Origin of the sequence: Nioella sediminis (genome assembly GCF_001879695.1) — a bacterium.
In the GTDB taxonomy this organism is placed as follows: Bacteria; Pseudomonadota; Alphaproteobacteria; order Rhodobacterales; family Rhodobacteraceae; genus Nioella; species Nioella sediminis.
On sequence record NZ_MNBL01000155.1, the window covers coordinates 19,105 to 30,218 of the forward strand.

The following is an 11,114-nucleotide window of genomic DNA, read 5'->3' on the forward strand; positions in this document are numbered from 1 at the left end:
ACAGGACTGACCCCATGCGCCGTTCCCGCAGCGAGACCGACAAGGCCGAACCGCTTGCCGCCGGAGCGCCGCTGGAGGACAACACCCTGACCCGCGCGGGGCTGGCCGCGGAGGGCAAAGGCAAGGTTCTGCTGCTGGCCTGCGGGGCACTGGCCCATGAAATCGTGGCGCTGAAACGCCTCAATGGCTGGACGCATCTGGACCTGCACTGCCTGCCCGCCATCCTGCACAACAGCCCCGAGCGTATCCCGGATGCGGTGGAAACCGCCGTCACGAAATACCGCGCGCAATACGAGGACATCTTTGTCGTCTATGCTGATTGCGGCACCGGCGGGTTGCTGAAGGCGCGCTGCGAGGCGCTCGGGGTGGAGATGTTGCAAGGCCCGCATTGCTATTCCTTCTTCGAAGGCAATCTGGCCTTTGCCGCGCGGGCCGAGGACGAGATCACCGCCTTCTATGTCACCGATTTCCTCGTGCGACAGTTCGATGCCTTCGTCACCAGACCCCTGGGGCTGGATCGCCACCCGGAGCTGCGGGACATGTATTTCGGAAACTACAGGAAGCTGATCTACCAGGCGCAGACGGAAAACTCGGATCTTCTTGAAAAGGCAAAGGCTTGCGCGACGTTCTTGAATCTGGAATTCGAGTACCGATTCACCGGCTATGGCGATCTGGCCGCCGAGCTGGAAACTGTCGCGGAGCGGTGAGGCCGGGTGCAGGGAACCGCTTTGAAAGCGGTTTCTTCAAAGGCGCTTGCAAGCGCCTTGGTCGCGCCTAGCCCAATGCGGTGGTCTGACCGGCGAGCAGGCGAATCCGCTCCACCATCGCGCGCAGCCCGTTCGACCGTTGCGACGACAGGTGATCGTTCAACCCAAGCCGCGCCAGTTCACCCCCGGCATCGACCTTCAGCACCTCGGCCACGCTCAGCCCCGAATAGAGCGCATGCAGCACCGCGATCAGCCCGCGCACGATCATCGCGTCGCTATCCCCGCGAAAGCGGAACACCGCGCCGGGCCCCTCGCCCTCGATCTCGGGCAGAATCCAGACCTGGCTGGCGCAGCCATCGACCTTGGTGGCAGACACCCGAAACGCATCCTCCAGCGGGTCCATCGCCTTGCCCAGTTCGATCACGTGACGATAGCGCTCTTCCCAATCGTCGAGAAACTCGAACGTGTCGGCAATCTCTTCGAACGCTTCGGTGGCCATGCGTGTCTCCGTCTTGTACCCGCCACAGACCTAGGGCGATGCGCCCCAAAGGTCCAGAGGCGCTTTTCAACCTGTCCTCAATGCGCTAGGCAAGAGCAGATGACAGGCGGAGACAACCGATGACCCCTCGCTTTCTGATGGCCCTTCTTGTGGTGGTGCTTGGCCTGACCGGCTGTGCGTCCCGTCTGAACCCGATGAACTGGTTCGGCCGTGATCGCGAGGAACGGGTGCAGATCAGTGAAACCGTCGCGGCCCCGGTGGATGACCGCCAACTGGTGACCGAGGTGATCAGTCTCAGCGTCGACCCCCTGCCCGGCGGGGCCATCGTGCGCGCCATGGGCCTGCCCCCGCGCCAGGGCTATTGGGAGGCCGATCTGGTCGAGGTGGGCCGCGAAGACGGCGAGATCGTCTTCGAATTCCGCGTCTATCGCCCCGCCGATGCAAATACCCGCGTCGGCACCCAGAGATCGCGCGAAATTCTCGCGGGCACATCGCTGACCACGCAGGACCTCGCAGGGATTCGCCAGATCGTCGTTGTCGCGCAACAAAACCGCCGAAGCGTCAGCCGCCGCTAATCGTCCAGCCTGAGCGTGGTACGGCCGGTTTCTGGCCCCGACTGTTCTGCGACCTGCTAGACCGGTCAGCCCTCTGGGGCCTGCCTGGCAGGATCAGCTCAGTGCAACGATCTTGACCCGCTGGCCCTTGGCGGAAAGAGCAATCTCTCCGTTGCACAGCCGCATCGCGTCCTTGCCGAACACCTCCAGCCGCCAGCCATGCGCCCAGAGCCCGTCACGACCGCCGCAGGCGATATCGTCGAGATCGGCGCTGGAGGCGATCAGTTTCTGCGCCACCCCGGCCTCTTCGGCCTTTGCCTTCAACAGCACCCGCAGCAGATCCGCCAAGGCCGGGTTCAGCGCCGACCGGTCCGGCGCATGCGCCGGTTTCGGATGGCGATCGGCGGGCATCTCCAGGCCCCGCTTGACGGCTTCGAGGATTCCGTCACCGATATCGCCCTTGCGCGCCTCGCGTTGCAGCAGCCGGGACTTGCCAAGGTCCTGCGCGCTGCGTGGCTTGGTCGAAGCCAGTTCCAGCAGAACGTCATCCTTCATGATCCGGTTGCGCGGCACGTTGCGCGTCTGCGCTGTCGTCTCGCGAAACTCCGCCAGCTCCTTCAGGACGGCCAGGAACTTGCCCGAATTGGTCCGCGTCTTGACCCGCTTCCAGGCATCCTCGGGCGTCACAACATAGGCGTCGTGATTGGTCAGAACCTTCAGTTCCTCTTCCATCCACGCGGTGCGTCCGGTGCGCTCCAGCTCGCCCGACAGGTATTCGTAGATCTGGCGCAGATGCGTCACATCGGCCAGCGCATAGGACTTCTGCGCCTCCGACAGAGGGCGGCGCGACCAATCGGTGAACCGGCTGGACTTATCTAGGCTTGCCTTGGCGATCCGGCGCACCAGCGTCTCATATCCCACCTGTTCGCCAAAGCCGCAGACCATGGCCGCAACCTGCGTATCGAAAAGCGGCACGGGCATGACATCGCCATCGACATGGAAGATCTCCAGATCCTGCCGCGCCGCGTGGAACACCTTGACCACACTTTCATTACGGAAAAGCTCGTATAGCGGCTCCAGCGACATGCCCTCGGCCAGCGGGTCGATCAGAACCGCATCGGCCGTATCCGTGCCCGGCAGTGCCAGCTGCACGAGGCAAAGCTGCGCGAAATAGGTGCGTTCCCTCAGGAATTCGGTGTCGACGGTAACATAGGGCACTTTTGCGGCGCGGGCGCAGAATTCGGCCAGCGCGTCGGTCGTTGTCAGGGTCTGGGGCAAACGGGCGCCATCCTTCTTTTTCTTGGCTGTAGCGGGACATCCGCCGGTCCACCCGTGATAGGCCAGCCCGCCGGGAATGAAAAGAGCTCACCCTCCTTTCATCTTGGCACCAAATACCTCCGCCGGAGGCAGCCTGCCCTCTCCACCGGTCCAACCGCCCAAATGGATAAACCGGCCTCGCCTGAGGTCCGTGGCAACGCGGCCCGCCGAGGCCTCCGGCGTCAGCCGGGGGTTGAGAAGGGCCGCTCCCGGGTCGGCGCGCGATGCGCGGCGAAACCGCTCAGGGCAGCAAGATCGGGGTCCGGTCCCCCGCTGCGAAACGGCGCAGTACGGCGGGATAGAGCCGGTGTTCCTCGACCAGCACCCGCGCGGCGAGGGTTTCAGGCGTGTCATCCGCCAACACCGGCACCCGCGCCTGCCCTAGGATCGGGCCATCGTCCAGTTCCGGCGTCACCTCATGGACGGTGCAGCCATGCTCCGCATCCCCGGCTTCCAGCGCGCGGGCATGGGTGTGGAGACCCCGGTACTTGGGCAACAAGGAGGGATGAATGTTCAGCATCCTGCCCTGGTAGCGGCCCACGAACCCCCCGGTCAGCACCCGCATGAACCCCGCAAGGCAAAGGATATCTGGCTGCGCGGCATCGACCACCTGCGCCAGCTCCGCCTCGAACGCGGTGCGGTCGCCCTTGAAAGGGCGATGGTCCACAACGGCCGTGGGCACGCCCATGGCACTGGCCTTGGCCAGCCCGCCCGCATCCGGAAGGTTGGAGATCACGAGACAAGGTCGCGCGGGGTGATCGCCCGTCATGCTTTCGATAAGCGAGACCATGTTGGACCCGCCCCCCGAAATGAAGATCGCGACCCGACGCGTCACGTCAGGGTGCCGCTATAGCGGATGCCCTCGCCCGCAATCACATGCCCAAGCCGCGCGACGCTCTCGCCCTCGGCCTCCAGCAGCGCCGCCAGATCCTCGGCCCGGTCTGCGGCCACGACCACCACCATGCCGATGCCGGAATTGAAGGTCTTCAGCATCTCGGCCTCATCGAGCCCGCCCTCGGACATCAGCCATTTGAACACCGGAGGAAGCGCCCAGGATCCAAGGTCGATCTCGGCCCCCATCCCCTCGGGCAGCACGCGCGGCAGGTTCTCGGTCAGCCCGCCGCCGGTGATATGGGCCAGCGCATGCACCCCCCCTGCCCGCACGGCGGCCAGCGCCTGCGTCACGTAAAGCCGCGTCGGGGCCAGCAATTCCCGGCCAAGGCTCTCGCCCCCGAAGGGCGATGCTGCCTCCCAGGCCAGGCCCGACCGCTCCACGATCCGGCGCACCAGCGAATAGCCGTTGGAATGGACCCCGTCTGACCCAAGCCCGAGCAGCACATCGCCCTCGGCCACGCCGTCCGGCAGCGAAGCCCCGCGTTCCATCGCCCCCACGGCGAAGCCCGCCAGGTCGAAATCCCCCGGCGCGTACATGCCCGGCATTTCCGCGGTCTCGCCTCCGATCAGCGCACAGCCCGAGCGTTTGCAGCCCTCGGCAATGCCCTTGATGATCGTGGCGGCGTCTGCCACGTCCAGCTTGCCGGTTGCAAAGTAGTCGAGGAAAAAGAGCGGTTCAGCCCCCTGGCACACGAGGTCGTTCACGCACATGGCCACCAGATCGATCCCGATCGTGTCGAAAACGCCGGTGTCGATGGCGATCTTCAGCTTGGTGCCCACCCCGTCGGTGGCGGCCACGAGAACCGGATCGTCATAGCCTGCCGCCTTGAGATCGAAGAGCGCCCCGAACCCGCCAAGCCCCGACATCACGCCAGGCCGCGCGGTGGCCTTGGCGGCGGGCTTGATCCGCTCCACCAGCTCGTTGCCCGCATCGATATCGACACCCGCCTCAGCGTAGGTCAGCCCCTGTTTTTCGTCCGTCATGGCCCGCTCCTTCAAACTTGGCGCCCTGCTAGCAGGGGCCACGGGACGAGTCCATTGCCAGCGTGACGCGGGCAGCGCCGCTAAGGGCGTTCGTCGATTTCACCGAGTTGGAAGCGCGCTACGGAAGTGTGGGCGAGGTGGTGGAACTGCCCGATCCCTGCGCGGTGTCTGCGCGGCAGGGGCCGCATTGTATCAGAGCGCCGCTGAGCACGGACTGCGCCACCGCCACCTGACCGAGCGGGAAACCGGACACCCTTACTTGGGGAATAAGCCCTGTTCTGCAACCTGTTTGAAGGGGTTCTTGTTCTTCAGTGAGGCGTCTCACCTGATCAATCCCAGGGCCGCTACGCCTTGGGGTTTCAGCGTCTTGTACCGGGGCAGACAGGCCACATCCCGCATATTTGCACGACTCAACCCCAGATCGAAAATCTTTCTGTTAACTTTCGTTAACATATATGCAAAACCGTATTTGCACGGAATCAGCCAACGGCGAGACTCTTTTTTACAAGCATGGGACCCAGGGCATTGTTGCCCTCCCAATCTCCGTTTGGCCCAGTTTTATTGATGGGTAGCAAAGCACATGGCCACATACACAGTAGTAGTCAGAGACCGCTATGACGGCACGACCGGGAACTCAGCCAATCCAAACTACAACGTAACACAGCTGACGGAAGTCAGCGGAACGTTCATCAACGGCGAAGCGGTCGTGCATTCCCCGGGAGGCGGGGGCGACAGCTTCATCTATATTGGCACCTATGATGACGGGACAACCGTCTGGGGTGTTATCCAGGAAGCTGGAGGTGACTACATGCTGTTCAGCGGCGATGCGTCAGCAACGCCCCCTGCTTCGATCGTCATTGCCAACATCACCACTGATCCGCTGTTGGTGTGCTTCCACGAAGGAACCCAGATCGATACGCCGGACGGGGCGCAATCGGTTGAAAACCTTTCGATCGGAGATCTGGTGATCTCTGCAGATGGACACCACCTTCCGGTCAAGTGGATCGGCCGCCAGACAGTTGCCCCGCGCTTCGGACCCGCCGAACGCCTGCTGCCGGTGCGGTTTGCCGCCGGATCCCTCGGCGCTGGCCTGCCAAATGCCGATCTGACCGTGACCGCCGATCACGGGATGCTCGTGGATGGTGTGATTTGCCACGCAGGTGCGTTGGTGAACGGAGACAGCATCACCCGCGTTGCACTGTCAGACCTGGATGAGCGCTATACGGTTTACCATGTCGAGACCGAGGAGCACGCAATCATCCTCGCAAACGGCGCCCCGGCCGAGACCTTTATCGACAATGTTTCCCGAAGGGCCTTCGACAACTACGCGGACTTCGAGACTCTTTACGGGTTCGTTCCCGAAATGCACGAACTGCCCTACCCGCGCGCCATGTCCGCAAGGCAGGTTCCCGCCCGGATTCGCGCAAGGCTTCAAGGCGGTGCGCGAAAGGCAATAGCCTGATTTCAAATTCATTTTCACAAGAAGAGGGCCTTCAAGGCCCTCTTTTTTTTACCCACCTGCCAGCAATTATTTACGGAGGAAACCATTTGATTCATGCCAGAATTAACAAATGTCTTGACTAAATGAACAGGCCAGAGACATTCTTCAAATGTCCCGATGATATAAATAAAAGTTCCGACAAAATAAAACTGCGGTGCTTGTCGGAGGGAACGATTTACTGCTCGATTCACGGGCTCAGACCATAAGGAAAGCATCATGGCAGAACCATATTTGGGTCAGATTTATCTGGTTGGATACAACTTTGCGCAACGGGGTTTTGCGTTTTGCGACGGGCAGCTTTTGCCGATATCCTCCAATTCTGCGCTGTTTTCCTTGCTTGGTACCATGTATGGCGGCGACGGTCGGACAACATTCGGGCTGCCCGACCTGCGGGGCCGGGTTGCCATGGGCCGTGGGCACGGGCCGGGTCTGAGTGCGCGCACAATGGGTCAACATGGCGGATCTGAAACAAATACTCTGACCGTTGCGGAACTCCCGTCTCATAACCATGCTCCCACATTGCACGCCGAATTGAATCCTCCCGGCTCTCCCAGCCCGTCCGGCAATATGCTGTCACTCACGAATATCTATGCCGCCGTGGACGCTTCTGAGGATACGCAACTGGCCACCAATGCCATCAGATCCAACAATGTCGGTGGCAACCTTCCTGTGAACAATCTGCAACCCTATCTTGTCCTGAACTACGAGATCGCGCTTCAGGGGATCTTCCCGTCGCGCAGCTAGGCCATCGAAAAGTGGTCGCTGCATGCCCTGCGGCAACCACCCCCCTTGCTCTTCGTTCTGATAGGAGAATGCCATGACATCCGACACCAAGCTCAGCCGCCGGGGTTATCTGGCAAGCCAGGCCGCCGTAGCGGCCGCTGCGGCTGCGCTGCCATCCGCGTCATTGGCCCGCCCCTCGCCTGGACCAGCCGCCACCGGCCCCGTCGACTGGAGAACGGCAACCGCCGCCGATCTGCAACGCTTTGTCGGCGATCGGTTTCGGGTCACCTCAGCTGACGGAACGGTGACCGTTCTGCACTTGATTGATGTCGAGGCCAGGCCCTTCGGCCCCGATGCGCCCGCCGATCTACCCCGTGCTGAAGCGGTGAGCGCCGTATTCGACAGCCCCGACAAGGCCCCACTCGTCGAAACCGGCCACATGACCCGGCGCATCAGCCATATGCATCTGGGCAGTGCGGACCTGTTCCTTGGCCCGGTGCACACGCGTGACGGGTCAGACTTGCTGGAACTGACCCTGAGCTGACGCCCCGCAGCAGCGAACATATGGCCTGCCGCACATAGTGCGGCGGGCCTTAACGTTGAAATCATAAGGGAAATCCTGATGCAGCTGACGCGTGGCAAGATCGGCTTTCGCATAATCGAGGACGCTGACCGGGCCTTTCTCTTCGATCTCTATGCCTCCACGCGCGAGTGGGAATTTCAGCAGACCAGCTGGACCGAAGCAGACTGGCGGGACTTCCTGCAAGGACAGTTTGCCGCTCAGGATCTGCATTACCAGCGGGCATTCCCGAATGCGATCAGGCGGATCATCCAGATCGACGGGCGCAATATCGGGCGGCTTTACCTCGACCGGCAGGATGACTGCCTGCGCATCATCGAGCTTTCGCTGATCCCGGAGGCGCGCGGGCGCGGGATCGGCACCGATCTGCTGCGCAGCCTGATGAACGAGGCCCATGGCGGCAAGGTTCCGGTGCGCCTGCATGTGGAAAAGCACAGCCCGGCGCTCAACCTCTATCTCCGCCACGGCTTTCGCGCGGTGTCGGACGCGGGTCACCATATCGCGATGGAATGGATGCCGCACACCGGACCCAGAGAGATCTGAAGATCAGTTGAACACCGTCTCATAGAGAATGCAGTCGTGATCCTGCCGGAACGGCTTGATGAACAGGTCCAGCTGTCCCAGCTCCGGATGCGCAACATGGTGCATTCCCGAAGGAAGCAGCGCGTCACGCGGGCCTTCCCATGTCAGGGCAAAAGCCTTGCGCGGGGGGTAGAGCACACCATCAATGACCAGTTCATTATCGCGTATCATGGAGCCATGAAAAATCTTCACATTGTCCAGCAGCAGTTCAATATCGCCGTCGCCCGTTGTGACGATGAATTTCTGAGCCACAAAAGGTTCAAAGGTTTCATGAGTTGCTGTGATCAAATCAATGGTCATATCGGGCTTTCAAACGGATCGACTATCCTATTGATCTGAAAACCGCCGCAAAGGTCAAGATCGGATAAAAACTGATCACATTTTGATTGCCATCGGCAATAGTAGTAATAGACCATGCAAATCATTTACTGCGACCACCTGCCAGAGTCTAGCCTTCCTCGTTTAATCCTGTGGACCCACACACAAAAACAATCTAGAAATGAAAGCTGGAAATCACCCTTTGGGTCCATAATCGAATACGAGTGACAGCTTGGGGTATCCTCGGCGGTCACAGTCAGAAATAACGAGGATTAGAGATGCCAGCCTATGTTGCAACCCATTCGACGATCTATGGCGATACCGGAGGAAGAACCGACAGCTGGCTTTCCGGGACCGTTACGGACTCCGGTGATGAAATTTGGACCCTTGGCGAGACGCTGACTGATGGCGGTGCTTTTGTTGTCATTCCTCCCGGAACCTATGCGGGAACTGTCACTGTAAATGGCAAGGAGTTTCCGGTTTTTCTGAACGGTTCGAACGATTACACCGTTCTTTACGACAATGCCACTGATCACGCGCAGGGCCTTTTGGACTATGCGGATTTCGCAGCCATTGATGCGGCACTCAACACCGCAGACTTCACGGCCTGTTTCCTCACCGGCACGGCAGTCGCAACTCCTACCGGGGATGTGGCCGTCGAAACCCTGTCCATCGGTGACACGGTTCTGAACGCTGATGGCGCAGAGGTCGCCGTGAAATGGATCGGGCGACAGACGGTCAAGACCCTGTTCAAACCTGCTGAACGTGTGGCGCCCGTGCGCTTTGCAGCCGGGTCGCTTGGCGAGGGAATGCCCGTGTCCGACCTGACGGTCACCGCCGATCACGGTATGCTGGTCGATGGCGTGATCTGCCACGCAGGGGCGCTTGTGAATGGCACCACAATTACCCGTGTTCCGATGGAGGAGATGGGCGAAAGCTACACCGTCTACCACGTGGAGACCGAGGCGCATGAGATCATCCTTGCCAACGGTGCCCCGGCCGAGACATTCATCGACAATGTGAGCCGCCGGGTGTTCGACAACTACGCCGAATTCGAGGCGCTCTATGGCGATGTGCCGGAAATGGACGAACTGCCCTACCCCCGTGCCATGAGCGCCCGGCAGGTGCCTGCGCATATCGCGCGTCTGCTCGGCGAGTCGAAAGTCGCCTGACCGAACCCCAAGATCGGATGCGGGGGCCTGATCGGCCCTCGCGACGGGCTTGACCCCGCCCTTCATCCTGATATTTCCTCGCCTCGGCGGGCCTGTAGCTCAATTGGTTAGAGCAGAGCGCTCATAACGCTTTGGTTGCGGGTTCAAGTCCTGCCGGGCCTACCAAAACACCGTCTTCACCGCGCCAGCACCAGATCGACACGCAGCCCGCCCATCTCTTCGGAACGCGACAGGCGCATGGTGCCGCCATGACTGCGGGCGATGTCATTGGCGATGGCCAGACCCAGCCCGACGCCCCCCCCACGGTTCTGGTTGCGCGCCTCGTCCAGCCGGGCAAAGGGACGAATGGCGCGGTCCCGATCCTCGGGGGCAATACCTGGCCCGTCATCCTCCACGCTAAAGCGCACCGCCCGATCCAGAACCGTCAGCGTCAGCCTTGCTTGGCTGCCATAGCGCAGCGCGTTGACCAGAAGATTCGACAGGGCACGCCTGACCGCGCCGGGACGCAGGGCGACCTCTGGGGCCGCTTCAGGCAGCACGAGCTCTACCTGCCCGCCCATGCGGATCGCATCATCGACGACTTTGCGCGCAAGGGCCAGGATGTCGACGCTTTCCGGATCATCCAGCGCATCGGCCCGGGCGAAATCCAGAAACGCGGTCAGCAGGGCTTCCATTTCTTCGACATCGCGCAGAAGGTCCTCGGTCTCTGGCCCGGAGTCCAGCATGGACAGACCCAGTTTTAGCCGGGTCAACGGCGTGCGCAGGTCATGGCTGACCCCCGACAGCATCATGGTTCGCTGTTCGATCTGCCGCTCGATCCGCGCCCGCATGTCCAGAAAGGCGCGGCCAGCGGCCCGCACTTCCAGCGCGCCCGAGGGCTTGTAGGGCGCGACTCTTCCCTTGCCGAAAGCTTCTGCCACCCGCGCCAGCCGCCGGATCGGCCGCACCTGGTTGCGCAGGAAGACGAAGGCCACAGCGGTCATCAGAATGCCTGTCAGGATCATGATGACGAACAGCTGATGCGGGTTGGAGGCCGACACGCGCCGCCGGTCGATCTCCAGCGTCAAGGTTTCCTGCCCGCGCCCCAATGCCAGAAAAACCCGCCGGTCGTTGCGCGCAAGGTCGATCCAGACGATCTCCGGCACCATCCCCTGCAGGGTCGAGATCACGACGCGCCCCGACAGGTCATACCAACGGCGCGATACATCGCTTTCGGAAACCCAGTCCGGTACGGCCGCGTCGCTTCGCGCCAGATCCAGCCGTGCAGCCACTGCCATGGCGGC

At 61.7% G+C, this 11,114-nt stretch carries 14 protein-coding genes and 1 tRNA gene; 9 read left to right on the plus strand and 6 right to left on the minus strand.

Annotation, left to right across the window (positions count from 1 at the left end):
* Positions 1 to 14: 14 nt before the first annotated feature.
* Positions 15 to 707, plus strand: coding sequence for a DUF1638 domain-containing protein (locus BKY26_RS17345; protein ID WP_071691632.1), 693 nt, complete (start codon positions 15 to 17; stop codon positions 705 to 707).
* Between the two features lie 67 nt (positions 708 to 774).
* Here the strand turns inward: BKY26_RS17345 and BKY26_RS17350 are convergent, their stop codons facing one another.
* On the minus strand, positions 775 to 1,206 hold the full coding sequence (locus tag BKY26_RS17350; protein WP_071691633.1) for a SufE family protein: 432 nt from the start codon (positions 1,204 to 1,206) through the stop codon (positions 775 to 777).
* Positions 1,207 to 1,325: 119 nt separating this feature from the next.
* Between BKY26_RS17350 and BKY26_RS17355 the strand changes: the two genes are divergently transcribed.
* Positions 1,326 to 1,781, plus strand: a complete 456-nt coding sequence (locus tag BKY26_RS17355) for a hypothetical protein (RefSeq protein ID WP_071691634.1) — start codon at positions 1,326 to 1,328, stop codon at positions 1,779 to 1,781.
* A gap of 93 nt (positions 1,782 to 1,874) precedes the next feature.
* Here BKY26_RS17355 and rnd read toward each other — a convergent pair whose 3' ends face one another.
* The 3 genes from rnd to purM all read right to left on the minus strand — a co-directional run bounded on the left by rnd (position 1,875) and on the right by purM (position 4,955).
* The gene (gene rnd / locus BKY26_RS17360; RefSeq protein ID WP_071691635.1) at positions 1,875 to 3,038 is read right to left on the minus strand and encodes a ribonuclease D; all 1,164 of its coding nucleotides are present in this window, start codon (positions 3,036 to 3,038) and stop codon (positions 1,875 to 1,877) included.
* Positions 3,039 to 3,318: 280 nt separating this feature from the next.
* Positions 3,319 to 3,912, minus strand: coding sequence for a phosphoribosylglycinamide formyltransferase (gene purN / locus BKY26_RS17365; RefSeq protein ID WP_071691636.1), 594 nt, complete (start codon positions 3,910 to 3,912; stop codon positions 3,319 to 3,321).
* The gene (gene purM / locus BKY26_RS17370; RefSeq protein ID WP_071691637.1) at positions 3,909 to 4,955 is read right to left on the minus strand and encodes a phosphoribosylformylglycinamidine cyclo-ligase; all 1,047 of its coding nucleotides are present in this window, start codon (positions 4,953 to 4,955) and stop codon (positions 3,909 to 3,911) included. Before purM ends, purN begins: the two co-directional genes overlap by 4 nt.
* 62 nt (positions 4,956 to 5,017) lie before the next feature.
* Here purM and BKY26_RS20325 point away from each other — a divergent pair, with 62 nt between their 5' ends.
* From BKY26_RS20325 to BKY26_RS17390, 5 genes are all read left to right on the plus strand, one after another.
* A complete protein-coding gene (locus BKY26_RS20325; RefSeq protein WP_158514358.1) occupies positions 5,018 to 5,188 on the plus strand; it encodes a hypothetical protein in 171 nt (56 codons plus the stop codon).
* A 347-nt stretch (positions 5,189 to 5,535) separates the two neighbouring features.
* Positions 5,536 to 6,417 (plus strand): Hint domain-containing protein, encoded by an 882-nt coding sequence (locus BKY26_RS17375; protein WP_083431499.1) that lies wholly within the window; start codon positions 5,536 to 5,538, stop codon positions 6,415 to 6,417.
* A gap of 255 nt (positions 6,418 to 6,672) precedes the next feature.
* On the plus strand, positions 6,673 to 7,200 hold the full coding sequence (locus tag BKY26_RS17380) for a phage tail protein (protein WP_071691639.1): 528 nt from the start codon (positions 6,673 to 6,675) through the stop codon (positions 7,198 to 7,200).
* 73 nt (positions 7,201 to 7,273) lie between these two features.
* Complete coding sequence (locus BKY26_RS17385) at positions 7,274 to 7,723, plus strand: DUF6916 family protein (protein WP_071691640.1); 450 nt, start codon at positions 7,274 to 7,276, stop codon at positions 7,721 to 7,723.
* 78 nt (positions 7,724 to 7,801) lie between these two features.
* Positions 7,802 to 8,302 (plus strand): GNAT family N-acetyltransferase, encoded by a 501-nt coding sequence (locus BKY26_RS17390; RefSeq protein WP_071691641.1) that lies wholly within the window; start codon positions 7,802 to 7,804, stop codon positions 8,300 to 8,302.
* 3 nt (positions 8,303 to 8,305) lie between these two features.
* Here the strand turns inward: BKY26_RS17390 and BKY26_RS17395 are convergent, their stop codons facing one another.
* A complete protein-coding gene (locus tag BKY26_RS17395) occupies positions 8,306 to 8,641 on the minus strand; it encodes a DUF6916 family protein (protein ID WP_071691642.1) in 336 nt (111 codons plus the stop codon).
* Positions 8,642 to 8,937: 296 nt separating this feature from the next.
* Here BKY26_RS17395 and BKY26_RS17400 point away from each other — a divergent pair, with 296 nt between their 5' ends.
* Together BKY26_RS17400 and BKY26_RS17405 are read left to right on the plus strand one after the other, a co-directional pair.
* Positions 8,938 to 9,831 (plus strand): Hint domain-containing protein, encoded by an 894-nt coding sequence (locus tag BKY26_RS17400; RefSeq protein ID WP_071691643.1) that lies wholly within the window; start codon positions 8,938 to 8,940, stop codon positions 9,829 to 9,831.
* Positions 9,832 to 9,919: 88 nt separating this feature from the next.
* A tRNA-Ile gene (locus BKY26_RS17405) sits at positions 9,920 to 9,996 on the plus strand.
* An 11-nt stretch (positions 9,997 to 10,007) separates the two neighbouring features.
* On the opposite strand, the gene BKY26_RS17410 is transcribed toward BKY26_RS17405, so the two are convergent.
* On the minus strand, positions 10,008 to 11,114 hold a 1,107-nt coding region (locus BKY26_RS17410; RefSeq protein ID WP_131541928.1), incomplete at its 5' end, for an ATP-binding protein.

Bases quoted from the DNA above. Each gene is read 5' to 3' on its own strand.
- BKY26_RS17345 (WP_071691632.1), top strand. From the start codon at position 15: ATGCGCCGTTCCCGCAGCGAGACCGACAAGGCCGAACCGCTTGCCGCC.
- BKY26_RS17350 (WP_071691633.1), bottom strand. From the start codon at position 1,206: ATGGCCACCGAAGCGTTCGAAGAGATTGCCGACACGTTCGAGTTTCTC.
- BKY26_RS17355 (WP_071691634.1), top strand. From the start codon at position 1,326: ATGACCCCTCGCTTTCTGATGGCCCTTCTTGTGGTGGTGCTTGGCCTG.
- purM (WP_071691637.1), bottom strand. From the start codon at position 4,955: ATGACGGACGAAAAACAGGGGCTGACCTACGCTGAGGCGGGTGTCGAT.
- BKY26_RS17375 (WP_083431499.1), top strand. From the start codon at position 5,536: ATGGCCACATACACAGTAGTAGTCAGAGACCGCTATGACGGCACGACC.
- BKY26_RS17380 (WP_071691639.1), top strand. From the start codon at position 6,673: ATGGCAGAACCATATTTGGGTCAGATTTATCTGGTTGGATACAACTTT.
- BKY26_RS17385 (WP_071691640.1), top strand. From the start codon at position 7,274: ATGACATCCGACACCAAGCTCAGCCGCCGGGGTTATCTGGCAAGCCAG.
- BKY26_RS17390 (WP_071691641.1), top strand. From the start codon at position 7,802: ATGCAGCTGACGCGTGGCAAGATCGGCTTTCGCATAATCGAGGACGCT.
- BKY26_RS17395 (WP_071691642.1), bottom strand. From the start codon at position 8,641: ATGACCATTGATTTGATCACAGCAACTCATGAAACCTTTGAACCTTTT.
- BKY26_RS17400 (WP_071691643.1), top strand. From the start codon at position 8,938: ATGCCAGCCTATGTTGCAACCCATTCGACGATCTATGGCGATACCGGA.